Consider the following 23371-nt stretch of genomic DNA (forward strand, 5'->3'; position numbering starts at 1 on the left):
CCTGGCGTCCGCCACAGCCCTTGGGGGGGCCATGTCCGCACGAACCTCGCGTCCGCGCACCGCCGCGCGCGTCGCCACGGGGACCGGTGCGACGCTCGCCGTCGCCACCGTGGCGCTCGCCGCGTCCGCCACCGGCGCCGACGCCGCCGACTACACCGTGGGCGAGGGCGACACCCTCACCGCGATCGCCAAGCGAGCCGGCACGACGGTGGCCCGCATCGCCGCCGACAACGCGCTCGCCGACCCCTCGCGCGTCCGCGTCGGCCAGGTGCTGCGCCTGCCCGATCCCGCACCGGCCGCAGCACCGGCCGCGGCGGCACCCGCAGCCGCGCCCGCGGGCAGCTACACCGTGCGCACCGGCGACACCGTCTCGGCCATCGCGACGCGCCACGGCACCACCGTCGCGGCCGTCGTCGCCGCCAACGGCCTGGACCGGCGCGCCTTCATCCGCGCGGGCCAGACCCTCACCATCCCCGGTGCCGGCCACGCCGCACCCGCCACCGCACCGGTCGCTGCGGCGTCCACCGCGGGCAGCTACACCGTGCGCACCGGCGACACCGTCTCGGCCATCGCGACGCGCCACGGCACCACCGTCGCGGCCGTCGTCGCCGCCAACGGCCTGGACCGGCGCGCCTTCATCCGCGCGGGCCAGACCCTCACCATCCCCGGTGCCGGCCACGCCGCACCCGCCACCGCACCGGTCGCTGCGGCGTCCACCGCGGGCAGCTACACCGTGCGCACCGGCGACACCGTCTCGGCCATCGCGACGCGCCACGGCACCACCGTCGCGGCCGTCATGGCCGCGAACGGCCTGGACCAGCGCGCCTCCATCCGCGCGGGCCAGACCCTCACCATCCCCGGCAGCACCGCGCCGAGCACGCAGCTCGTCGGCAACACGTTCGCCGGGCGCACGTACGCGACCGCGGTCGTCGACGCCGCGAACCGCAACAAGGCCACACTGCTGGCCGCGGGCGTGCCGTCCCGCGCGACCATGCAGGCCAAGGTCGCCGCGACCGCCCGCGACATGGGGGTCGACCCGGCGCTGGCCCAGGCGATCGCGCTCCAGGAGTCCGGCTTCAACCACAGCGCCGTCTCCCCCGCGAACGCCATCGGCACGATGCAGGTCATCCCGTCGTCCGGCGAGTGGGCGTCGGACCTCGTCGGCCGCCGGCTCGACCTGCTGAACCCCGACGACAACGTCGTGGCCGGCGTGGCGATCCTGCGCTCGCTCGTGCGCACGTCGCCGGACCTGCCGACCGCGATCGCCTCGTACTACCAAGGGTCGGCCTCGGTGCAGCGCAACGGCATGTTCGCGGACACCCGCCGCTACGTCGCGAACGTCCAGACCCTGATGACGCGCTTCCGCTGACGCGCGCGGCTCCACGGATCCGCCGGGCGCCGACCGTAGACTGCCGCGCGTGGGAACCACCGTCACCGATCCGCTCGTCGGCCGCCTCGTCGACGGCCGGTACGAGGTCGTCTCGCGCATCGCGCGCGGCGGCATGGCGACGGTGTACCTCGCCATCGACCGGCGCCTCGACCGCGAGGTCGCGCTCAAGGTCATGCACCCGCACCTCGCCGAGGGCGCCTCGGGCGGTGCCTTCATCGCGCGGTTCCGTCGGGAGGCGCGTACGGCGGCGCGTCTGACGCACCCCGGGCTCGTCGGCGTCCTCGACCAGGGGCTCGACGGCGAGACCAGCTACCTGACGATGGAGTACGTCGACGGCTCGACACTGCGCCGCAGGATCGAGGAGCAGGGCGCGCTGCGCGTCGGCGAGGCGCTGCGGGTCACCGAGAGCGTGCTCGACGCGCTGGCGGCCGCGCACCGCTCCGGCCTGGTGCACCGCGACGTCAAGCCGGAGAACGTCCTCATCGGGTCCGACGAGCGGGTCCGCGTCGCCGACTTCGGGCTCGCGCGTGCCGTCACCGAGGTGACCTCGACGACGACCGGCACCGTGCTCGGCACGGTCGCGTACCTGGCGCCCGAGCTCGTGCAGCACGGCACGAGCGATGCGCGGACCGACGTGTACGCCACCGGCGTCATGCTGTTCGAGATGCTCACCGGCCGGCAGCCGTTCACCGGCGAGACCGCGATCCAGGTCGCCTTCCAGCACGTCAACTCGACCGTCCCGGGGCCGTCGACGCTGGTCGACTGGCTGCCGTCGGAGATCGACGAGCTCGTGGGAGCGCTGGCCGCGCACAGCGCCGACGACCGCCCGCTCGACGCCGGCGCCGCGCTGCAGCTGGTGCGCCGCACGCGCCTCGCGCTCGACGACGTGACGATCGACCGCCGGGCCGACGTCGCTGCCGGCATCACCCTGCCCACCGCGACGGACCCGGGCGAGGTCGACCTGCCGCTCTCCCCCGACGACGCGGACACGTCCGACGACCGGGCGGCCACGGTCCGCGTGCCCATGGGCGACCACGCGCGCGGCGGGACGGTCGCGCTGCCGATCGGGCTCGGGGTCTCGCTCGCCGAGCCTCCGGCCCGCACCGCGGCCCGCCGGCGCTGGCCGCTCCTGGCCCTGCTGACCGGCGTGGTCGCCGTGCTGGGCCTCGGCACGTGGTGGTTCCTCGAGCTCGGCCCCGGCGCCTACACCCGCGTGCCCGCGGTCGTCGAGCTGCTGGAGGACGACGCGGTCGCGGCACTGACCGAGGCCGGCCTGGAGCACCGACGTGCCGAGGCGTTCCACGACGACCTCCCGGTCGGCACCGTCGTGTCGACCGACCCCGGTCCGGGCGCCGACGTGCGCAAGGACGGCACCGTGGTGCTGACCGTCTCGAAGGGCCCGGACCTCGTGAAGATGCCCGAGGGCGTCGTCGGGGCGATGCAGGCCGATGCGGACGCCGCGCTCGAGAAGGCCGACCTCGTGCCGGCGTACGCCGACCCCGAGCACCACGACGACGCACCCCTCGGCCAGGTGCTGCGGGCCATGCTGCCCGACGGCACGGAGGCGGAGGCCGGCGCGGACGTGCGCCGCGGCACGAAGGTGACCCTCGTCGTCTCGGACGGCCCCGCACCTGTCACGGTGACGTCGGTCGTCGGCATCACCGTCGAGGAGGCGCAGGAGCAGCTCGAGCCCGATGCGCTGACCGTCGAGGCCACCGAGGCATTCCACGACAGCGTCCCGGCCGGTCGCATCATCGACCAGGCCCCGGCCGCGGGCGAGACGGCGCACCGCAAGGACGTCGTCAAGGTGACGGTCTCGAAGGGCCCGGAGATGATCGAGGTACCGAACGTCATCCAGGTCGATTTCGAGTCCGCCAAGAAGCAGATCGAGGCCCTCGGCTTCAAGGTCGACCGGAAGAACTCCTGGGGCGGCCTGATCGGTCGAGTCGTCGACCAGAGCGTGGCCGGCGGCGAGACCGCCCCCAAGGGAGCCACGATCACCCTCACCGTCGTCTAGCGGTCGCCGTTCGCGTCTCGCGCGGCTGCGCGAGACGCGAACGTGGATCTGGCAGCACGACGCGGCCCCGGTGGTCGGCCTTCGAGGGCCGGCCGCCGGGGCCGCGTCGTGCGCAGACTCAGGCGCGGCGCAGCAGCTCCACGACCTGGAACGCCATCTCGAGCGACTGCTGGTGGTTGAGGCGCGGGTCGACCAGCGTCTCGTACCGCCGCGCGAGCCCCTCGTCGTCGATCTCCTCGGTGCCGCCGAGCACCTCGGTGACGTCGTCACCCGTGAGCTCGACGTGCAGCCCGCCGGGCACGGTTCCCAGGGTGCGGTGCACCTCGAAGAACCCGGCGACCTCGTCCATGACGTCGCTGAACCGGCGCGTCTTGTACCCGGTGGCGGACGTGATGCCGTTGCCGTGCATCGGGTCGCAGACCCACGTCACGGGCCGACCGTCGGCGGTGACCTTCTCGACGAGCGCCGGCAGCAGGTCGCGGACCTTGCCGGCCCCCATGCGCGTGACGAACGTCAGACGCCCCGGCTCACCCGTCGGGTTGAGCCGGTCGATGAGCGCGATCGCGTCGTCGCCCGTCGTCGTCGGCCCGAGCTTCACGCCGACCGGGTTGCGCACGCGGGAGAAGAAGTCCACGTGCGCCGCGTCGAGCTGGCGCGTGCGCTCCCCGACCCACAGGAAGTGGGCCGAGCAGTCGTACGGCTGGCCGGTGCGCGAGTCGATCCGCGTGAGGGGCCGCTCGTAGTCGAGCAGCAGCCCCTCGTGAGCGGCGAAGAAGTCCACCGTGCGCAGCGCGTCGACGTCGGCACCGCACGCCGCCATGAAGCGGATCGCGCGGTCGATCTCGGCCGCGATCTCCTCGTAGCGCGAGTACGCCGGGTTGGACGTGAAGCCCCGGTTCCACTCGTGCACGCGCAGCAGCGACGCGAAACCGCCGGTCGTGAACGCCCGGATGAGGTTCAGCGTCGAGGCGGACGTGTGGTAGGCCTCGAGCAGCCGCTGCGGGTCCGGTGTGCGGGCCTCGGGCGTGAAGTCGAACCCGTTGATGATGTCGCCGCGGAACGCGGGCAGCGTCACGCCGTCGCGCGTCTCGGAGTCCGACGAGCGGGGCTTGGCGTACTGCCCGGCCATCCGGCCCATCTTGACGACGGGCAGACTCGCCCCGTAGGTGAGCACGACCGCCATCTGCAGGATCGTCTTGATCTTGTTGCGGATGTTGTCGGCCGTCGCCTCAGCGAACGTCTCGGCGCAGTCACCACCCTGCAGCACGAACGCCTCGCCGCGGGAGGCAGCGGCGAGCTGCGCCCGCAGCGCGTCGGCCTCCCCGGCGAACACCAGCGGCGGCAGGGCTGCGAGCCGGTCACGCACACGGCGCACCTCGGCGTGGTCCGGCCACTGCGGCTGCTGCCCGACCGGCAACGTCTCCCACGCGTCCAGCCCGGCCACGACCTGCGGGTCCGGGTCGACCGTCATGAGTGGCTCGCCTTCACCAGGGGCTGGCCGATGTCGGCGAGGAGCTCGCCGAACCAGGCCTGCGTGACGTCGAACGCCTTGCCGCCGGCGATCCGGGGGAACTCGATCGCACGCAGGCGGTCGTCGTTCTCCTCGTCGTGGCCGATGACGCCGGACTCCCCGCGCAGCGCGCACTCGACGGCCAGGTCGGTCATCGACTTGATGAGGCGCAGGTCCTCGGCGTTCGCGGCAGCGGCGCGCGAGTAGTAGCCCGACTTCTGGACCATGACCTTCTCGGCGCCCAGCTTCTCGGCGAACTGCTTGGCGAACCACTGGCCCGGGTTGATCGTGTCGAGCTTGACGTGGCCGAACGGGTCGCGCTCCGGGGGCGTGCCGGCCGCCTCGAGCTGCTCGACGATCTCGTGCATGCCCGCACCCTCCGACAGGAAGATGTTGACGTTGCCCTGCTCGTCCATGATGCCGCGCAGGCGCGCGGCCTCGGCGTCGATGTCGAGCGCGAGCTCGGGCAGGAACACCGCGTGGATGTCCCAGCGCTCCCGCGTCAGGCCGATGCCCGGCACCCACTCCTGCTGGTCCAGCCACTTGCGGTACTCGACGGCCGCGGCGGCGGTCAGCCAGCCGCAGTGCCGGCCCATGACCTCGTGCACGATGAGCATGCGGGGGCCGGAGCGGTGCTCGCCGATGATGTTCGCGGCGAAGCCCGCGGCCTCCTCGGCCGCCGTCCACGCACCCAGCGACTGGCGGATCGGCACGACGTCGTTGTCGATCGTCTTGGGCAGGCCGACGACCGTCAGCTCGTAGCCGTTGTCGTGCAGGTACGCGGCGAGGTCCGCGGCGGTCGTGTTGGTGTCGTCGCCGCCGATCGTGTGGAGCACGTCGACGCCGTCCGCCTTGAGCTGCTCGGCGGCGACCTTCAGCGGGTCCTCGCCCTCCTGGACCAGGCCACGCTTGACGCAGTCCTTGGCGTTGGTGAGCTTGACGCGCGAGTTGCCGATCGGCGAGCCGCCGAACCGGTGCAGGACGCCCGCCTTGGCGCGCACCTCCGGCGTGACCGTCACGCTGTCACCCCGCAGCAGACCGTGATACCCGTGCTGGTAGGCGATGATCTCCACGTCGGGAGCGATCTCCGTGTAGCGCTCGATGAGCCCCCCGACCGCGGAGGACAGGCAGGGAGCGAAACCGCCGGCGGTCAGAAGGGCGACGCGACGGACCGACATGGGACACACCTCTCGTTGGCAGAGCACTGACGGGCGCGGGTGGGACACGTACCCGGCCGGCGCCCAGGGTGCGGCCTGCGCGGGGCACGCGACCAGGACCGAGGTCCGGGGCGTCGCGGCCGCGCAGGTGCAGCAGTCAGGAGACGGCGGGCACGGCCCCGCAGGGCACGCGCACGGGCCCGGCGCTCGTCCGGGTCCGGCTCATCCTACTGACGGCGGCGAGTCCTCCTGCGGCGGGACCGGAACCTGGACATCGGGCGCCGGACGCCCACCGGGCGCCGCCGGCATCGCGCCGGTGCTCTCGGCCTGCTGGTGCCCGGTCGCGAGGCGCGCCTTCTGCGTGGCCGCGTACACGTCGACGTACTCCTGGCCCGACAGGCTCATGATCGCGTACATGATCTCGTCGGTGACCGAGCGCAGGATGAACCGGTCGTTCTCCATCCCCCGGTAGCGCGAGAAGTCGAGCGGCTCGCCGATGACGATGCCGATCCGCATGACCTTGGGGATGCGACGCCCGAGCGGCTGCGCCACGTCGGTGCCGACCATCGCGACGGGCACGACCGGCGCGCCCGACTCCAGCGCGAGGCGCGCCACACCCGTCTTGCCGCGGTACAGCCGGCCGTCGGGGCTGCGGGTGCCCTCGGGGTAGATGCCGAACAGGCCGCCCTCGGACAGCCGTCGCAGGCCGGTGCGCAGCGCCGCCTCACCGGCCTTGCCGCCCCCGCGGTCCACGGGGATCGTCCCGACGCCGCGCATGAAGCCCGCTGTCAGGCGCCCCTTGAGCCCGGACCCGTTGAAGTACTCCTGCTTGCCGATGAACACGATCTCGCGGTCGAGCGCGAGCGGCAGGAAGAACGAGTCGATCACCGCCAGGTGGTTGCTCGCGAGGATCGCACCGCCCTCGGCGGGCACGTGGTGCGCGCCGCGTACCCACGGCCGGTAGACCAGCCGCAGCAGGGGCCCGACGAACACCCGCTTCATCAACCAGTAGAACAACGTGTCTCCTCGCTCGACCTCCGCCGCGCCGCCGTCGTCACCGCGGCGCCGGACGGTCCTGCGGACCGGCCACCGACCGCGTCGGGTCGGTACGTCGTGTCCGACTCTAGAGTGCTCCCATGGACGCACGTCCCGACGACGACGCCGACTCCGCCGACCGCGCCGCCGCACGCCCGCCCGTCGAGCCCCCCACCGGCCCCGCGGACGGCGACGCACGCCCGCAGGAGCCGGAGCCGGCACCGGCCCGCGGCGGCGAGGCGGACGACGATGCCTGGGCGTCGATCGTCGCCCGCCTGTCCGACGTCGACGGGGGCAACGACCCCGCCCTGCTCGACGCGCTCGGCGTCGAGCGCGAGGACGCGCCGGGGCCGGGCACGCTGCCGGGTGCCGGCCCCGCGCTCGCCGGACGGGACTGGGACGGGACGTCGCAGTACGACGCCGCGGAGGACGACGTCGACGAGCTCGAGCACTTCGAGCCGGAGGATCCCGGCCCGATCACCGCCGCCGATCCCCTGCTCACGCTCGCGTGGATCGCCGCGGTCGGAGCCCCGTTGCTCCTGCTCGTGGTCGTCACGCTGTGGCGCGACGCCCCGGCGCTGCTCGTGCGGGCCGCAGCGGTGGCGTTCGTCGTCGGCGTGGGCGTGCTGGTCTGGCGCATGCCGCAGCACCGCGAGCCGACCGACGGGGACGGCGCGGTCGTCTGAGGCTCTCAGACGCGCGCGAGGTCGGCCGCGCCGACCATGCCCGCGTCGTTGCCCATCGCAGCCACGACGATGCCGGCCTCCGGGCGGTGCCCGCGACCCGAGAGCTGCGCGTCGAACGCCTTGCGCGCGGGTGCCACCACCAGGTCGCCGGCCGCGCTCACGCCGCCCCCGATGACGAAGACCTCGGGGTCGAGCACCGCCGACACGGACGCGCAGCCCTCGCCCACCCAGCGACCGACCTCGGCGAGCAGCTCGACGGCCAGGGCGTCGCCGGCCTGCGCGGCGCGCGTGACCAGCGGCCCGTCGATGTGCTGGGCGCTGCCGCCAGCGAGCGCGACCAGCCCGGCGGCACGCTCCGGCTGCGTCATCGCGGCCGCCCGCGCGTCGCGCACGAGCGCCGAACCCGACACGTACTGCTCCCAGCAGCCCTCGTGGCCGCAGCCGCAGTAGTGCCCGCCGGGCACGACCCGCATGTGACCGATCTCGGCCGCGACACCCCAGGCACCGCGCGTGAGGCGGCCGTCGACGACGATCGCCCCGCCCAGTCCCGTGCCGAGCGTGAGCATCACCATGTCCTGCACGTCTCGTCCCACGCCGAACCGGAACTCGGCCCAGCCGGCCGCGTTGGCGTCGTTCTCGACGACGATCCGCAGGTCCTCGTCGCCGATCAGCGCCGCGACGTTGTCGCGCAGCGGGTACTCGCGCCACGCGATGTTGGGGGCGAACAGCACACGCGCCCGGTCGGAGGCCACGAACCCGGCCGCGGCAAGCCCGACCTGTCGCACCTCGTAGGACGCGCTGAGCTCCCGGTACACGTCGGCGATCGCCGCGTCGATGCTGGCCGCGTCGTCGGGGTCGGTGTCCCGCCGGGTCTGCGCGAGGATCGTCCCGTCGTCGTCGACGACGCCCGCCGCGATCTTCGTCCCGCCGATGTCGACCCCGATGGCGTGCATGTCCCGGTCCGCTCCTGCTCGTCGCCGCCGGCGCGTCCATCGCGCGGCGCCCCCACGCTAGCGGCAGTCCGGGCGGTGCGGGAGCGCGTCCACGGGCGCGGGGCGTGCGGGGCACGCCCCGCACGTCCCGATATGCCGTTGGCCTGCGACTCCACCCGTCCGGAGTTCTGCTTCCAGGGACGGACGTCCCGTATCCTCGTGGCACCTTCGCCCCACTGCCACTGGAGTCAGCATGGACGAGTCCCACAGCCCTCTCCTCGTCGAGGTCGATCCGTCGGACAACCTCAACGACCTGCTCGCCGCGCGCGTGCGCAGCACGCCGGACCGTCCGCTCGTCGAGCGGCACGTGGACGGGCAGTGGCAGCCGATGACAGCGCGCGAGTACGACGCGGCGATCGTCGCGGCGGCACGGGGTCTCGTCGCGCGGGGCGTGCAGCCCGGTGACCGCGTCGGCATCATGTCCCGCACGCGGTACGAGTGGTCGCTGCTGGACTGGGCCACCTGGGCGGTCGGCGCCGTGCCGGTCCCGCTGTACGAGACGTCGTCGGCCGAGCAGGTCGCCTGGATCCTCACGGACGCGGACGTGAGCGTGCTGTTCGTCGAGACCGCCGCCCACGCCGAGGTCGTCGCCGAGGTGCGCGCGCAGGCGCCGACGCTGCGCGACGTCCTCGTGATCGACGACGGCGCCGTCGACGACCTCGTGGCTGCGGGTGCGGACGTCGAGGAGGCGGAGATCGCGCGGCGCAGGGGGCTCGCCGCGCGCGACGACCTCGCGACGATCATCTACACCTCGGGCACGACGGGCCGGCCCAAGGGCGTCGAGCTGACGCACGGCAACTTCTCGCAGCTGACGACGAACGCGGTGAACAAGCTCAACGTGGTCGTGTCGTCGCCGAACGCGCGGACGATGCTCTTCATGCCGCTCGCGCACGTGTTCGCGCGGTTCGTGCACGTCCTGACGATCCCCGCCGGCGCGGTGCTCGGCCACTGGCCCGACACCAAGACCCTCGTCGAGGGCATCGGGACGTTCCGCCCGACCTTCATCCTGTCGGTGCCGCGCGTGTTCGAGAAGGTCTACAACTCCGCCGAGCAGAAGGCCGCAGCAGCGGGCAAGGGCGCGATCTTCCAGCGCGCCGCCAAGACCTCGATCGTCTACTCGCGCGCGCTCGACACCCCGGGCGGCCCGAGCCCGTGGCTGCGGCTGCAGCACAAGGTGGCCGACGTCCTCGTGCTGTCCAAGCTGCGCAAGGTGCTCGGCGGCCAGGTCGAGTGGGCCATCTCGGGCGGCGCGCCGCTCGGCGAGCGGCTCGGCCACTTCTACCGCGGCGTGGGCCTCAAGGTCCTCGAGGGCTACGGCCTGACCGAGACGACGGCACCGGCGACCGTCAACCTGCCCGAGCGGACGAAGATCGGCACGGTGGGCCCTGCGCTGCCCGGCACGTCGCTGCGCATCGCCGCCGACGGCGAGATCGAGATCAAGGGCATCCAGGTCTTCCGCGGCTACCACGACAACGCCGAGGCCACGGCCGAGGTGATGGACGACGGCTGGTTCCGCACGGGCGACCTGGGGTCGATCGACGACGACGGGTTCCTGCGCATCACGGGGCGCAAGAAGGAGATCATCGTCACGGCGGGTGGCAAGAACGTCGCCCCGAGCGTCCTCGAGGACCGGCTCCGCGGCCACCCGCTGGTGAGCCAGGTGGTCGTCGTCGGTGACCAGCGCCCGTACATCGGAGCGCTCATCACGCTCGACCCCGAGGGGGTCCCGGGCTGGCTCGCGGCGCACGGGAAGCCGCCGATGTCGATCGAGGAGGCGGCCAAGGACCCGGACGTCCTCGCCTCGCTCGACAAGGCGGTCGAGCGCACCAACAAGGCCGTGTCGCGCGCGGAGTCCATCCGCCGCTACCGGATCCTCGACCGGGACCTCACGATCGCCGACGGCTACCTCACGCCGAAGCTCAGCGTGCGGCGCTCCGAGGTGCTCAAGGACTTCGCGGCCGACGTCGAGGCGCTCTACGCCGAGGGCGCGCGCTGACGCAGCCGCCCCCCGCTCCGCGCACCGTGCCCCCGGCCTCCTGACCGGGGGCACGGTCGTGTCACGGCGCGACGGCGCGGCACCTGCGGCCACGCTCGCGCCGTGCCCGGCCGGACGCGCCCGGACGGTCGCGGTGCGGCCTGCACGACGCTGTCGGACGTCGTCGGTAGCGTCCGCGCCATGTCCAGCCCTCGTCGTCTGCGGCCCTCCCACCCCGAGGTGCCGGCGCCGGGCGCGACGGGCGTCCAGGTGGCGCTCGACGAGCTCGGCACACCCCTGAGCGACGTGACGTTCGTCGTCGTCGACCTCGAGACCACCGGAGGCCGGGCGGCGGAGGACGCCATCACCGAGATCGGCGCGGTGAAGGTGCGGGGCGGCGAGGTCCTCGGCGAGTTCCAGACGCTCGTGGACCCGGGCGGCCCCGTGCCGCCCTTCATCCAGGTGCTGACCGGGATCACGACGTCGATGCTCGTCGGCGCGCCGACGATCGGCGAGGTGCTGCCGAGCTTCCTCGAGTTCGCCCGCGGTGCGGTGCTCGTGGCGCACAACGCGCCGTTCGACGTGGGGTTCCTGCGGGCCGCGGCCGCCCGGAGCGAGCGCGCGTGGCCGGGTTTCCAGGTGGTCGACACGGTGCGCCTGGCGCGGCGCGTCGTGCTGCGCGACGAGGCGCCCAACCACAAGCTGTCGACGCTGGCCGCGCTGTTCGGCGCGACGGTGACGCCGAACCACCGGGCGCTGGCCGACGCGCGCGCGACGGTCGACGTGCTGCACGCGCTCCTCGGGCGGCTCGCGCCGCTGGGCGTCACGCACCTCGAGGACCTCGCGACGGCGACCGACCCGGTGCCCGCCGACGTCCGGCGCCGCAGCACGCTCGCGGACGGCCTGCCGGACGCCCCGGGGGTCTATCTCTTCCGCGGTCCGCGCGACGAGGTGCTGTACGTCGGGGTCTCCACGACGTCGCTGCGCCGCCGCGTGCGCTCGTACTTCACGTCGGCGGAGAAGCGCGGCCGCATGCAGGAGATGGTGCGGCTCGCGGTGCGGGTCGACCCCGTGGTCTGTGCGACGCCCCTCGAGGCCCGCGTGCGCGAGCTGCGGCTGATCGCGGAGCACGCGCCGCGCTACAACCGGCGCTCGCGCGCACCGGAACGCATGCCCTGGGTCCGGCTGACCGACGAGCCGTTCCCGCGCCTGTCCGTGGTGCGCGAGGTGCGGGAGGGCCGCGCCCACATCGGCCCGTTCGCGTCCCGCGCGCTCGCGCAGCAGGCCGTCGACGCGCTGCACGCGACATTCCCCGTGCGGCAGTGCACCGGGCGGCTCCCGGTCGTCCCGTCCGCCGACGCGCACGCGTGCGTGCTCGCGGAGGTCGGGCGGTGCGGCGCGCCGTGCACGGGCGGCCAGGACGTGGCCGCGTACGCCCCCGTCGCAGCGGCCGTCCGCGACGCGATGACCGGCGACCCGCGCGATGTCGCGCAGGCTCACGCGGTGCGCATCCGCACCCTCGCGGCACAGGAGCGGTTCGAGGAGGCTGCGACCGTCCGCGACCGCCTCACGTCGTACGTCCGCGGCGCCGGTCGCGCCCAGCGTCACGCCCGGGCGGCCGCCTGCCGCGAGCTCGTCGCTGCGCGCCGCACCGACGACGGAGGCTGGGAGCTCCTGCTCGTCCGGCACGGCCGGTTCGCCGGGACGGCGGTGGTCGACCGCCGCACCGACCCGCGCCCGGCCGTCGCCGCGCTGCGTGCCGGAGGCGAGCACGTCACGGCGTCGGTGCCGCCTGCGACGGCGGCACACCCGGAGGAGACCGACCTGCTGCTGGCGTGGCTCGAGCAACCTGGCGTCCGGCTCGTGGAGGTCGACGGCGAGTGGTCCTCCCCCGCCCGGTCCGCGCAGGCCGTGCGGGACGCGGCGGCAGCCGTCACGCTCGACCTCGTCGTCCCGCGGCCCGCACTGGTCGACGACGCGCCGACCGCTCCCGGCGCCGCGCCGCAGCGCACGGCATGATGGCGACATGCTCACTGCCATCGTCCTGATCGACTGCGACGCCGCCCGCATCCCCGAGGTCGCCGCCGAGACCGCGGAGATCGAGGGAGTCAGCGAGGTCTACTCCGTCACCGGTGAGGTCGACCTCATCGCGCTGGTGCGCGTGCGTGAGCACGACCGGCTCGCGGACGTCATCGCCGACAAGGTCAGCAAGGTCGAGGGGGTCCTGCGCACGCAGACGTACATCGCGTTCCGTGCGTACTCCAAGCACGACCTCGAGGAGGCGTTCGCGCTCGGCCTGGAGGACTGAGCGTCGCAGCACCCGGAGGCTGTCGCGACGCCCTGGCGGCTGTGGCACGGCTCAGGCCCGATGGCGCCCGGTCCGTCCAGGGACGGCGCACGGCCGGACGGCGACGCTCGCGCGTCAGCGGCCGCCGATCGTGGTCATGCCGCCGCGGCGTTGCGCCAGCGCTCGAGCACGGCCGCGGCCGCGCCGTCGTCGATGGCGCGCTCGGCATGCCCGGCGCCGGCGACGAGACGCTCCACCAACGTGCCCTCGGCGGTGCCGGGGAGCGAGGCGTCCGCCACGAGCCCCGCGGCGGCGTTGAGCACCACGGTGTCCCGTACGGGACCATGTGCGCCCGCCAGCAGGTCGCGCACGACCGACGCGTTCTGCGACGCCGATCCGCCGCGCAGCTGCTCGACCGTCACCGGCGCCACGCCGACGGCCGCCCAGTCGACGACCTCCTCGCGCACGGCGCCGTCGCGGACCTCCCAGAAGCGGGTCGCTCCCGTCGCCGCGATCTCGTCGAGCCCGTCGCCCTCCCCGCGGAACAGCAGCGCGGTGCGGCCGCGGTTCGCGAGCACACCGGCGATGAGGCCGGCCATCCGCGCGTCCGCGACGCCGATCGCGCTCGACTGCGGCTGCGCGGGATTCGTGAGCGGCCCCAGGAAGTTGAACGCCGTCGCGATGCCGAGGTCGCGGCGCGGCACGCCCGCATGACGCATCGACGGGTGGAACGCGCCCGCGAAGCAGAAGGTGATGCCCACCTCGGTCGCCAGCGCGGCGACACGCTCGAGCGGCAGGTCGAGGCGGATGCCGAGCGACTCGAGCACGTCGGCCGAACCGCTCGACGACGAGGCGGCCCGGTTGCCGTGCTTCACGACGGTCAGGCCGGCACCCGCGACGACCAGTGCCGCCATCGTGGAGATGTTCACCGTGTGCAGCCGGTCGCCGCCCGTGCCGACGATGTCGACCGTGCGCCCCGGCACCTCGAACCGGTGGGCGTGCGTGAGCATCATGTCGGCCAGCCCCGCGAGCTCGTCGACCGTCTCCCCCTTCGCGCGCAGCGCCACGAGGAACCCGGCGACCTGCGACGGCGAGGCCTCGCCGCTCATGATCCGGTCCATCGCCCACGCGGCCCGAGCGCTGTCGAGGTCCTGGCCACGGACCAGCGACGTGAGCAGGTCGGGCCAGGTGGTCGTCGCGGTCATCCGTGCGCCGCCGCCGCGTGCACCAGGTCCGCGACGGCCGTGTGCAGCACCACCGGGTCGAGCGGGCGGCTGACGACGGCGTCGGCGTTCGACCAGGACGCGAGCCACGCGTCCTGGGGCCGCCCGGTGAGCACGAGCACCGGCGGGCACGCGTACACCTCGTCCTTGAGCTGGCGGCACAGCCCCATGCCGCCGACCTTGTCCGCCTCGCCGTCGAGCACCAGCACGTCGGCGCCGCCCGCGTCGGCGACCGCCACCACCGCGTCCGCCGTCGCGACCTCGGTCCACTCGATGTCGGGCTCACCGCGCCCGAGGCGCCGCCCGACCGCGAGACGCACCTGCTCACGCGCGTCCACGTCGTCGCTGTACAGCAGGATGCGCGGCGCGCGGGCCGCCGGGTTCGCGGTGCTCATGGTGCCCCTCACTCGTCGTCGACGTGCAAGGGGCATCTTGGCACGTCGCCGGCCCCCACGGTGCGCACCGCCCACGGTGCGCACCGCCCACGGTGCGCGCCACGGAGGTCGGCGCGGGTCACGAGAAAGTGACGATGTGACATATCCCAAGGTCCCGCTGTGGGTCGAACGGCCCATGCGCCGCCCTCGTCAGCCATAATGGCGAACGTGTCGACCGCAACGGCTGCCTCGCGCCCCGCTCCCCACGTGACCGTCAACCGACCGAACCCCGTGTCGGTCGGCACGATCGTGTGGCTCGCCAGCGAGCTCATGTTCTTCGCCGGACTGTTCGCCATGTACTTCACGGTGCGGGCGGCCGTGCCCGAGGAGTGGGCGATCCAGACGGACAAGCTCAACCTCCAGTTCGCCTTCGCCAACACGGCGATCCTGGTGCTGTCGTCGGTGACGTGCCAGATGGGTGTCTGGGCGGCGGAGCGGCTGCAGCCCGTCCGCAGCGGCTCGCTCGTGCAGTTCTGGCGCTGGGGCATGAACGAGTGGATGACGCTCACCTACGTCATGGGCGCCGTGTTCATCGGCGGGCAGATCTTCGAGTACGCCGAGCTGGTCGAGCACGGCCTGACGATCTCGTCCTCCCCCTACGGCTCGGTCTTCTACCTGACGACCGGCTTCCACGGGCTGCACGTCGTCGGCGGTCTCATCGCCTTCCTGTTCCTGCTCGGCCGCTCCTTCGCGGCCAAGCGCTTCACCCACCACGAGGAGACGACCGCGATCGTCACCTCGTACTACTGGCACTTCGTCGACGTCGTCTGGATCGCGCTGTTCGCGGTCATCTACCTGGTCCGATGACACCGGCCGGTCCGCCCCGGCGGACCGGTGCCCTCCCCGTAACCCCGACCATGCGAGACGAGGACCGATCCGTGAAGGCACTCGCAGCCCGCAGGCACGACCGGCGCGCGCCGGTGGTGCTGCTCCTGCTGGCGCTGCTGCTCACCGGCGCCCTGTACGCCGTGCTGTCCCCGACCACCGCCGACGCCGCGCCCGCGGGTGCCTCGGCGGACCAGGTCGAGACCGGTGAGAAGCTGTTCCAGGCCAACTGCGCGACGTGCCACGGGCCGGACGCCACCGGCCGCGACGACGTGCCGTCGCTCGTCGGTGTCGGCGCCGCCGCCGTCGACTTCCAGGTCGGCACCGGCCGCATGCCCATGCAGATGAACGGCCCGCAGGCGCCGGCCAAGCCCGCGCAGTTCGACGAGGAGCAGATCGCCGCGCTCGCGGCGTTCGTCGCCTCGCTCGGCCCCGGCCCGTCGATCCCGACGGCCGAGCAGGTCGACCCTGCGCTGGGCGACCCCGCGAGCGGCATGGCGCTGTTCCGTACCAACTGCGCGATGTGCCACAACGCCGTCGGTGCCGGGGGCGCGCTGTCGCAGGGCAAGTGGGCGCCCAACCTGTGGGAGACCACGCCCACGCACCTGTACGAGGCCATGGTCACGGGTCCGCAGTCGATGCCCGTCTTCAACGACGCGACCCTGACGTCGGACGAGAAGCGCGACATCATCGCGTACCTCGACCTGCAGGGCGACGGGGCTCCCGGCGGCCTGGGCCTCGGCAGCCTCGGTCCGGTCAGCGAGGGCCTGTGGGCCTGGGTCGTCGGCATGGGCCTTCTCATCGGCGCAGCAGTCTGGATCGGAGCGAGGTCCTCGTGAGCATCACCCCCGAGCACGGCCACGAGCCCGGCGACACCGCCGGCTCCGACCTCGCGCTGCGCGAGGGCGAGAACACGGTCGAGAAGTTCCCCAACCCGGGCTTCGGGCCGCACCGGCCCCGCCGTGCGGACGTCGACCCGGCCGCGAACAAGCGAGCCGAGCGCCAGGTCGTCGCGCTGTTCGCGCTGTCGATCCTCGGCACGATCGGCTTCGTCGTCGCGTACTTCGCGCTCCCGCCCGGCGAGACCGTCGCCTCGATGCGCACGTCGAACCTCGCGCTCGGACTGGGGCTGGCGTTCGCGCTGCTCGGCATCGGGCTCGCGGCCGTGCACTGGGCCAAGTCGCTCATGAACGACCACGAGAAGGCCGAGGACCGGCACGCCCAGCGCAGCTCGGACCAGGTGCGGGCCGAGGCCGTGGCCGTCCTCAAGGACGGCGCCCAGGACTCCGCGATCGGTCGGCGCGGCGTGCTCAAGGGCGCGCTCGTGTCCTCGCTCGCGCTGTTCCCGCTGACGATCGCGCTGCCGCTCATCGGTGAGGTGGGCGAGGACTGGAACGTCTCGAAGTTCAAGCGCACGCTGTGGGCGAAGAACAAGAAGCTAACGATCGACCCGACGGGCCGTCCGATCAAGGCGGCCGACGTCACCATCGGCTCGGTCGTCCACGTGATCCCCGAGGGCCTGGAGGAGGCCGAGGCGCCGCTGGACGAGAAGGCCAAGGCCGTCGTCCTGCTCGTCCGGCTCGACCCCCGGGACATCAAGTCCGAGCAGGGCGAGGGCTGGTCGTACGACGGCATCGTCGCCTTCTCGAAGATCTGCACCCACGTGGGCTGCCCCGTGGCCCTCTACGAGCAGCAGACGCACCACCTGCTGTGCCCCTGCCACCAGAGCACGTTCGACGTCGCCGACGGCGCGAAGGTCGTGTTCGGTCCCGCCAAGCGGCCGCTGCCCCAGCTGCCGATCACCGTCGACGACGAGGGCTACCTGGTCGCGCAGAGCGACTTCCACGAGCCCATCGGTCCGAGCTTCTGGGAGCGGCTGCGATGAGCACCACCACCGCACCGGCCGGCGGCAGCAAGGCCGCCGCCGCGACCGCCGACTACCTCGACCAGCGCACCGGCATCGGGACCGCGGTCAAGGAGTTCGCGCGCAAGATCTTCCCCGACCACTGGTCGTTCCTGCTGGGCGAGATCGCGCTCTACAGCTTCGTCACGCTGATCATCTCCGGCGTGTTCCTCACCATGTTCTTCGTCCCGAGCATGAACGAGGTGCACTACGAGGGCCCGTGGCCGGCGCTGGACGGCGTCGAGATGTCCGAGGCGTTCGCCTCGACGCTGCGTCTGTCGTTCGAGGTCACCGGCGGTCTGCTCATGCGGCAGATCCACCACTGGGCGGCCCTGATCTTCATGGCCGCGATCGTCACGCACATGATGCGCGTCTTCTTCACCGGCGCGTTCCGCAAGCCGCGCGAGCTCAACTGGGTCGTCGGCTTCGTGCTCCTGATCCTGGGCCTCGGCGCCGGCTTCACGGGCTACTCGCTCCCCGACGACGTCCTGTCCGGCAACGGCCTGCGCATCACCGACGGCGTCGTCCGCTCGATCCCGATCCTCGGCAGCTACCTCTCGTACTTCATCTTCGGCGGCGAGTTCCCGGGGCACGACGTCATCCCGCGCCTGTTCACGCTGCACATCCTGGTCGTTCCCGGCCTGATCCTGGCGCTCGTGGGTCTGCACCTGTTCTTCGTCGTGCTGCACAAGCACACGCAGTACCCGGGCTCGGGCCGCACCAACGCGAACGTCGTGGGCTTCCCGCTCTTCCCGATCTACGTCGCGAAGGCCGGTGGCTACTTCTTCGTGGTGTTCGGCGTCATCGCCCTGCTGGGCGCGACGATGTCGATCAACCCGGTGTGGAACTACGGGCCCTACGACCCGTCCCCGGTCTCGGCGGGCGCCCAGCCGGACTGGTACATGCTGTTCCTCGAGGGCTCGCTGCGCCTCATGCCGGGACAGACGGAGTACGTGCTGTTCGGACCTGATGGCTGGACGCTGTCGCTGAACGTCCTCATCCCGGCGGTCGTGGTGCCCGGCGTGCTGTTCACGCTGCTGGCGCTCTACCCCTTCGTCGAGGCGTTCGCGACCGGGGACAAGCGCGAGCACCACCTGCTCGACCGCCCGCGCAACCGGCCGTTCCGGACCGCGTTCGGCGTCTCGCTCCTCACCGCCTTCTTCATCCTCGTGCTGGCGGGGTCGAACGACCTCATCGCGACGCACTTCGCCCTGTCGATCAACGACATCACCTGGGTCTTCCGGGTGCTGCTCTTCGTGGGGCCGTGGGCGATGTTCGTCATCACCAAGCGCATCTGCCTCGGTCTGCAGCGCAAGGACCGCGAGCTCGTCCTGCACGGCCACGAGACGGGCCAGATCGTTCGGTTCGCGTCGGGCGAGTACATCGAGGTGCACAAGCCGCTGGACGCCCACGAGCGCTGGCTGCGCGTGCAGCACGACGCGATCCGCCCCATCGAGATCGAACCGGCGGAGGACTCCCGCGGTGTGCGACGCAAGGGCTACCGCCTCGACCGTCTGCGTCAGCGTCTGTCGCAGACGTTCTACGAGGACCGTGTCGAGCCGGTGACGCCGGCCGAGCTCGAGGCCTCGCACTCGCACGGCGAGCACGACGCACTGGGCTCCGACCAGGAGAAGCCGCCCGCGCAGCTGCTCGCCGAGGGCGCTCCCACGGGCGGCGGCACGCGCCTTCGCCCGCAGGATGAGACGGACACCGACGCGCGGAACAGGTGATCCTGGACCACAGTTGTCCCGATAGACGACCGTTCGCGGTGTCCGGCCGGATGTGCCGGGCACCGCGACGGCGTTTCAAGGGCGGAACGCCACGGCGTCCGCCACCCGACGCAGGAGAGGTACGAGATGGCTGACTACACGCTCCCGGATCTGCCGTACGACTACGCGGCGCTCGAGCCGCACATCTCCGGCAGGATCATGGAGCTGCACCACGACAAGCACCACGCCGCGTACGTGGCGGGCGCCAACACGGCGCTGGAGAAGCTCGCCGCGGCACGCGAGGCCGACGACTTCGCCACGGTGAACCTGCAGGAGAAGAACCTGGCGTTCAACCTCGGCGGGCACGTCAACCACTCGGTGTTCTGGGAGAACCTCTCCCCCGACGGCGGCGACAAGCCCGTCGGCGAGCTGGCGGCCGCGATCGACGAGTTCTTCGGCTCGTTCGACGCGTTCAAGAAGCACTTCGCCGCCAACGCGGTCGGCATCCAGGGTTCGGGCTGGTCGATCCTCGGGTGGGACTCCGTCGGCCGGAAGCTGGCGATCTTCCAGCTGTACGACCAGCAGAGCAACTACCCGCTGGGCCTGGTCCCGATCGTCGTGCTCGACATGTGGGAGCACGCGTTCTACCTCGACTACGTCAACGTGAAGGCGGACTACGTCAAGGCCTGGTGGAACATCGTCAACTGGGCCGACGCCGCGGAGCGCTTCGCGCGTGCCCGCACGCAGACGGCGGGCCTCATCGTCCCGACCTCCTGACGAAGGCGCGCGCGCAGGACCCAGCGGCCGCTCGCCCCTCACGGGGTGGGCGGCCGCTCTGCTGCACCGCGCGCCGGGTCGGTCACGCCTGCGGTCCGCGAGACACCCTTCTCCTCCCCGCCATGCCCCGGCGGGTACGTCGACGGCCCGCCACCGCGAGGGTGACGGGCCGTCGAGGCGGGCGCGCGGCGGCGTCAGTGCGCGTGCTGCCCGCGGGAGTACTCGAAGAGCCAGCCCACCAGGCCGACGACGCTCAGCGCCGCGGCGGGCACCATGAGCCACCAGCCGACCGCCAGGGCCAGGAACCCGACCGACGCGGCGATGGCGACGACGAGCGGCCACCAGCTCCACGGGCTGAACGTGCCCTGGACACCGGCGCCCTGCTCGATCTCCCCGAGCTCGTCGTCCTCAGGACGGGGGTCGATGCGCCGGGCGAGAAGGGCGAAGTAGCCGCCGATCATGCCGACCAGACCACCGACGAGCGGGATGCTCACGGTGCCGACGGCCTCGCCGTCGCTCCAGAGTCCGTAGATCAGACCGATCGGGAAGAAGAAGAGGATCCCGTAGAGGAAGAGCTTCGCCTCGATCTTCACCGCTCCTCCTCCTCGCGCCGCTCGCGCACGTCCTCGATGTCCGACTCGACGACCGTCGCCGACGACTGGTCCTGCTCGCCGGAACCACGGGCGATCCGCTCCTCGGCCAGCTCCCGCTCACCGGTCTGCTGCGGCGCCCAGTCCAGCGGCCCGGGGTCCTCCGGTGCCACGTGGTCCATCGCGGCGACCTCCGGGTGGTGCAGGTCGAACGCCGGACGCTCGGAACGGATCCGGGGCAGCGAGACGAAGTTGTGCCGCGGCGGCGGGCAGCTCGTGGCCCACTCCAGGGAGGCGCCGTAGCCCCACGGGTCGTCGACCGTCACCTTCGGGGCGTTGCGCCAGGTGACGTAGACGTTCCAGAGGAACGGCAGCGTCGACGCCGCGAGGATCATCGACCCGACCGTCGAGAGCTGGTTCATCCACGTGAACCCGTCCGCCGGCGAGTAGTCGGCGTACCGGCGCGGCATGCCGATGACACCCAGCCAGTGCTGGACGAGGAACGTCATGTGGAAGCCCACGAACAGGAGCCAGAAGTGCAGCTTGCCGAGTCGCTCGTCGAGCATGCGCCCGGTGAACTTCGGCCACCAGAAGTAGAAGCCGGCGAACATCGCGAACACCACGGTCCCGAAGACGACGTAGTGGAAGTGCGCGACGACGAAGTACGTGTCGGACAGGTGGAAGTCGAGTGCCGGACTCGACAGGATGACGCCCGTCAGGCCGCCGAAGAGGAACGTCACGAGGAACCCGATGCTCCACAGCATGGGCGTCTCGAACGTCAGCTTCCCGCGCCACATCGTGCCGATCCAGTTGAAGAACTTCACACCGGTCGGCACGGCGATGAGCATCGTCATGAAGGCGAAGAAGGGCAGCAGGACCGCGCCGGTCGCGTACATGTGGTGCGCCCAGACGGTGACGGACAGGGCTGCGATCGCGATCGTCGCGTAGACCAGGCCCTTGTAGCCGAAGATCGGCTTGCGGGAGAAGACCGGCAGGATCTCCGACACGATGCCGAAGAACGGCAGCGCGATGATGTAGACCTCCGGGTGCCCGAAGAACCAGAACAGGTGCTGCCACAGCAGCGCCCCGCCGTTGTCGGGGTTGAACACCTGCGCACCCAGGCGGCGGTCGGCGCCGAGCGCGAACAGCGCCGCAGCCAGCGGCGGGAACGCCATGAGCACGAGCAGCGACGTCACCAGGATGTTCCAGGTGAAGATCGGCATGCGGAACATCGTCATGCCGGGCGCACGCATCGTGACCACGGTGGTGATGAAGTTGACGGCCCCGAGGATGGTGCCGAAGCCGCCCAGCGCGAGGCCGAAGACCCACAGGTCTCCCCCCAGACCCGGTGAGTAGAGCTGGTTGGACAGCGGCGCGTAGGCGAACCAGCCGAACGACGCGGCACCCTGCGGCGTGAGGAAGCCGGCGGCCGCGATGAGCCCGCCGAACAGGTACAGCCAGTACGCGAACATGTTGAGGCGCGGGAACGCCACGTCCGGGGCGCCGATCTGCAGCGGCATGATGATGTTCGCGAAGCCCGCGAACAGCGGCGTCGCGAAGAGCAGCAGCATGATCGTGCCGTGCATCGTGAACGCCTGGTTGTACTGCTCCTTCGACTGGAACAGGTCCATCCCGGGCTGGAACAGCTCGGCGCGGATGAGCAGCGCCAGGATCCCGCCGATCGCGAACCACACGAACGACGTGATCAGGTACATGTACCCGATCGTCTTGTGGTCGGTGGAGGTGAGCCACTTCACGACCGTCCGCCCCAGCGTCTGCCGCCGGGGCGACAGGCCCGGGATGACCTCGGTGTGCGCCGCCATCAGTGCTCGCCCTCCGCCACGTCGTTCAGGTCCTGCTGCCGGCTGTACTCGAGGCCGAGCACACCGGTCTGGCCGCGGTCGCGCAGCTCCTCCATGTGGGCGTCGTACTCCTCCTGCGAGACGACCTCCACGTTGAAGAGCATCCCGGAGTGCTCCTCGCCGCAGAGCTCGGCGCACTTGCCGCGGTACACGCCCTCACGCGTCGGCGTGACCTGGAACGTGTTGGTGTGGCCCGGGATCATGTCCTGCTTGTAGAGGAACTCCGGGATCCAGAAGGAATGGATGACGTCCCGTGAGTCGAGCGTGAACTCCACCCGCTTGTCGACGGGGAGGTAGAGCGTGACCTGCTCGCCGAGCGCGGCCTCGTCCTCGCCGATGTCCTCGGCGTGCTGACCCGTCTCGTAGACGTCCTCGTCGAGGTAGTTGAAGTCCCAGCTCCACTGCTTGCCGATGACCTGGATGTTCACGTCCGGCTCTGCCGACGTGTCCTGCAGCGCGAGCGTGTCCTCGTTGGTGTGGTAGAAGAGCACGCCCACCATCACCACGGGCAGCAGGATGTACATGATCTCGAGCGGCACGTGGTACCGCAGCTGCACGGGCAGCGTGTGGTCGTCCTTGCGCTTGCGGTAGACCGCCACGCACCACAGGATCAGCCCCCACGTGATGGCGCCGACGATGAGCGCCGCGATCCAGGAGCCGACCCACAGGGAGACGACACGACCGGTCTGGTCGGTCACCTCGTGGTCGGAGTAGCCGGGCAGCCAGCCACGCTGGACCGCGTCGGAGCAGCCGCTGAGCACGAGCACGAGCGCCGTGGCCAGCACGGCGACGGCGACGTGCCGGGTGCGGCGGGGGGGAACCGGGTGCACGGGGAACCTTCCACTCACGTCCCGCCGACGACCGCCCGTTCCTGGGCACGCCGCCGAGTGGGACCTTCGTCCTCGACCCGGTCAGCCTAGCGCGCCGTGACGGCCCCCACGTGCTCCGCCGCACGTTTGACGACGTGGTGTCAGCACCGTCACACCCGCCCACCGCCGG

The 23371-nt window shown here is 72.1% G+C and carries 20 protein-coding genes; 11 read left to right on the forward strand and 9 right to left on the reverse strand.

Annotation, left to right across the window (positions count from 1 at the left end; all coding sequences use genetic code 11):
* The first annotated feature begins 31 nt into the window (after positions 1–31).
* Both CFLA_RS10445 and pknB read left to right on the forward strand, forming a co-directional pair.
* Positions 32–1369 (forward strand): LysM peptidoglycan-binding domain-containing protein, encoded by a 1338-nt coding sequence (locus CFLA_RS10445; RefSeq protein ID WP_013117292.1) that lies wholly within the window; start codon positions 32–34, stop codon positions 1367–1369.
* Positions 1370–1418: 49 nt separating this feature from the next.
* A complete protein-coding gene (gene pknB / locus CFLA_RS10450) occupies positions 1419–3407 on the forward strand; it encodes a Stk1 family PASTA domain-containing Ser/Thr kinase (RefSeq protein ID WP_013117293.1) in 1989 nt (662 codons plus the stop codon).
* Between the two features lie 118 nt (positions 3408–3525).
* Here pknB and CFLA_RS10455 read toward each other — a convergent pair whose 3' ends face one another.
* The 3 genes from CFLA_RS10455 to CFLA_RS10465 all read right to left on the reverse strand — a co-directional run bounded on the left by CFLA_RS10455 (position 3526) and on the right by CFLA_RS10465 (position 7091).
* Positions 3526–4878, reverse strand: coding sequence for a class II 3-deoxy-7-phosphoheptulonate synthase (locus CFLA_RS10455; protein WP_013117294.1), 1353 nt, complete (start codon positions 4876–4878; stop codon positions 3526–3528).
* Positions 4875–6095: a pyrophosphate--fructose-6-phosphate 1-phosphotransferase gene (locus CFLA_RS10460; protein ID WP_013117295.1), complete on the reverse strand. Its 1221-nt coding sequence runs from the start codon at positions 6093–6095 to the stop codon at positions 4875–4877. The genes CFLA_RS10455 and CFLA_RS10460 overlap by 4 nt, the downstream gene beginning before the upstream one ends.
* 201 nt (positions 6096–6296) lie before the next feature.
* Entirely contained in the window at positions 6297–7091 is a 795-nt protein-coding gene (locus CFLA_RS10465; RefSeq protein ID WP_013117296.1) for a lysophospholipid acyltransferase family protein, read from the reverse strand.
* Positions 7092–7210: 119 nt separating this feature from the next.
* Here CFLA_RS10465 and CFLA_RS19035 point away from each other — a divergent pair, with 119 nt between their 5' ends.
* Positions 7211–7795 carry a hypothetical protein gene (locus tag CFLA_RS19035; protein ID WP_013117297.1) on the forward strand — a complete coding sequence of 195 codons (585 nt, stop codon included), beginning with the start codon at positions 7211–7213 and terminating at the stop codon, positions 7793–7795.
* 5 nt (positions 7796–7800) lie between these two features.
* Here CFLA_RS19035 and CFLA_RS10475 read toward each other — a convergent pair whose 3' ends face one another.
* Entirely contained in the window at positions 7801–8748 is a 948-nt protein-coding gene (locus CFLA_RS10475; protein ID WP_013117298.1) for an ROK family glucokinase, read from the reverse strand.
* A 232-nt stretch (positions 8749–8980) separates the two neighbouring features.
* Between CFLA_RS10475 and CFLA_RS10480 the strand changes: the two genes are divergently transcribed.
* The 3 genes from CFLA_RS10480 (at position 8981) to CFLA_RS10490 (ending at position 13070) form a co-directional block, all read left to right on the forward strand.
* Positions 8981–10783, forward strand: a complete 1803-nt coding sequence (locus tag CFLA_RS10480; protein ID WP_013117299.1) for an AMP-dependent synthetase/ligase — start codon at positions 8981–8983, stop codon at positions 10781–10783.
* Positions 10784–10963: 180 nt separating this feature from the next.
* Positions 10964–12781 (forward strand): DEDD exonuclease domain-containing protein, encoded by a 1818-nt coding sequence (locus CFLA_RS10485; RefSeq protein WP_081449776.1) that lies wholly within the window; start codon positions 10964–10966, stop codon positions 12779–12781.
* Positions 12782–12788: 7 nt separating this feature from the next.
* On the forward strand, positions 12789–13070 hold the full coding sequence (locus CFLA_RS10490) for an Lrp/AsnC family transcriptional regulator (protein WP_013117301.1): 282 nt from the start codon (positions 12789–12791) through the stop codon (positions 13068–13070).
* Between the two features lie 134 nt (positions 13071–13204).
* Here CFLA_RS10490 and trpD read toward each other — a convergent pair whose 3' ends face one another.
* A complete protein-coding gene (gene trpD / locus CFLA_RS10495; protein WP_013117302.1) occupies positions 13205–14254 on the reverse strand; it encodes an anthranilate phosphoribosyltransferase in 1050 nt (349 codons plus the stop codon).
* Positions 14251–14667 carry a response regulator transcription factor gene (locus CFLA_RS10500; protein ID WP_013117303.1) on the reverse strand — a complete coding sequence of 139 codons (417 nt, stop codon included), beginning with the start codon at positions 14665–14667 and terminating at the stop codon, positions 14251–14253. Before CFLA_RS10500 ends, trpD begins: the two co-directional genes overlap by 4 nt.
* Positions 14668–14865: 198 nt before the next feature.
* On the opposite strand from CFLA_RS10500, the gene ctaE reads away from it, so the two are divergent.
* The 5 genes from ctaE to CFLA_RS10525 all read left to right on the forward strand — a co-directional run bounded on the left by ctaE (position 14866) and on the right by CFLA_RS10525 (position 19920).
* Positions 14866–15513 carry an aa3-type cytochrome oxidase subunit III gene (ctaE, locus tag CFLA_RS10505; protein WP_013117304.1) on the forward strand — a complete coding sequence of 216 codons (648 nt, stop codon included), beginning with the start codon at positions 14866–14868 and terminating at the stop codon, positions 15511–15513.
* A gap of 71 nt (positions 15514–15584) precedes the next feature.
* Positions 15585–16370, forward strand: coding sequence for a cytochrome bc1 complex diheme cytochrome c subunit (gene qcrC, locus CFLA_RS10510; RefSeq protein ID WP_013117305.1), 786 nt, complete (start codon positions 15585–15587; stop codon positions 16368–16370).
* Positions 16367–17416 (forward strand): cytochrome bc1 complex Rieske iron-sulfur subunit, encoded by a 1050-nt coding sequence (qcrA, locus tag CFLA_RS10515; protein WP_013117306.1) that lies wholly within the window; start codon positions 16367–16369, stop codon positions 17414–17416. The genes qcrC and qcrA overlap by 4 nt, the downstream gene beginning before the upstream one ends.
* Positions 17413–19164 carry a cytochrome bc1 complex cytochrome b subunit gene (gene qcrB / locus CFLA_RS10520; RefSeq protein WP_013117307.1) on the forward strand — a complete coding sequence of 584 codons (1752 nt, stop codon included), beginning with the start codon at positions 17413–17415 and terminating at the stop codon, positions 19162–19164. The genes qcrA and qcrB overlap by 4 nt, the downstream gene beginning before the upstream one ends.
* A 126-nt stretch (positions 19165–19290) precedes the next feature.
* On the forward strand, positions 19291–19920 hold the full coding sequence (locus CFLA_RS10525) for a superoxide dismutase (RefSeq protein ID WP_013117308.1): 630 nt from the start codon (positions 19291–19293) through the stop codon (positions 19918–19920).
* 194 nt (positions 19921–20114) lie between these two features.
* On the opposite strand, the gene CFLA_RS10530 is transcribed toward CFLA_RS10525, so the two are convergent.
* The 3 genes from CFLA_RS10530 to ctaC are packed head-to-tail and all read right to left on the reverse strand — an operon-like array spanning position 20115 to position 23202.
* Positions 20115–20513 (reverse strand): cytochrome c oxidase subunit 4, encoded by a 399-nt coding sequence (locus CFLA_RS10530; protein WP_013117309.1) that lies wholly within the window; start codon positions 20511–20513, stop codon positions 20115–20117.
* The gene (ctaD, locus tag CFLA_RS10535) at positions 20510–22333 is read right to left on the reverse strand and encodes an aa3-type cytochrome oxidase subunit I (RefSeq protein ID WP_013117310.1); all 1824 of its coding nucleotides are present in this window, start codon (positions 22331–22333) and stop codon (positions 20510–20512) included. Before ctaD ends, CFLA_RS10530 begins: the two co-directional genes overlap by 4 nt.
* On the reverse strand, positions 22333–23202 hold the full coding sequence (gene ctaC / locus CFLA_RS10540; protein ID WP_013117311.1) for an aa3-type cytochrome oxidase subunit II: 870 nt from the start codon (positions 23200–23202) through the stop codon (positions 22333–22335). Before ctaC ends, ctaD begins: the two co-directional genes overlap by 1 nt.
* Positions 23203–23371: the final 169 nt, after the last annotated feature.

Source organism: Cellulomonas flavigena DSM 20109 (assembly GCF_000092865.1).
In the GTDB taxonomy this organism is placed as follows: Bacteria; Actinomycetota; Actinomycetes; order Actinomycetales; family Cellulomonadaceae; genus Cellulomonas; species Cellulomonas flavigena.